Raw genomic sequence first — 644 nt, 5'->3', positions numbered from 1 at the left:
TCATGTTGTGCCATCCTTTCACGATTGATAATCTTGATGTTCCGTTCTACTTCTAACAGGATACCTTTGGAAAGGGCGGTTACTGCCGTACCCAGATGTGCAACCAGCGGGAGTGTATTAAAATGGCTGACCGTCGCCATGCCGTCACTCAACTGGATTTCTTCATCCGGCAGGTGACACTTTTTGCCGATGAAATAAGAAATGCTGTCGGTCAAAAGCTGGATGTATTGGGCTTCAAAACCACCGGCCGGGATCTCGGTGAACAAATGGCCTTTGGTTTCCTGCTTGAGTTCCTGCAAAAAGTGGTTGTAATTCTCTGCGACAGATTCGCTTGCCATCGCATACAGCGCTTGGGAAAAATCCTGCTTGGGGAAACCGTGTGCATACGACAGGCGCTCGGTCAGGGCCTTTTTCATTTCATCGGAAAGCTGCCAGTCCGTAGGATGAATCTCTTTGCCAGTAGTTTGGCTTACATCAAAGAGATAGTCAAGAGTGAGTTTGGCATTCCGGTAGACGCAAACGGCAACGCCCTTTGCACGGGGAATCAAATTTCTGCCTATGGCTGCCCATTGCTTTCGTGTTGCCAGAATCGAAACATCCTCGTCCTGTGCGTACACAAGAAGTATGTTGTCAAAACTGTGCTT

General features: G+C 48.4%; 1 protein-coding gene. It reads right to left on the bottom strand.

Translation table 11 applies throughout. The features are described 5' to 3' along the window. A partial coding sequence (locus B5G42_RS18340) for a hypothetical protein (protein WP_162611161.1) occupies positions 1 to 644 on the bottom strand: 644 nt, incomplete at both ends.

The organism is Flavonifractor sp. An91 (assembly GCF_002159225.1).
Taxonomy (GTDB): domain Bacteria; phylum Bacillota; class Clostridia; order Oscillospirales; family Oscillospiraceae; genus Flavonifractor; species Flavonifractor avicola.
The sequence above is the reverse complement of the archived record's forward strand: the minus strand, read 5'-3'. Positions and strand labels throughout refer to the sequence as shown.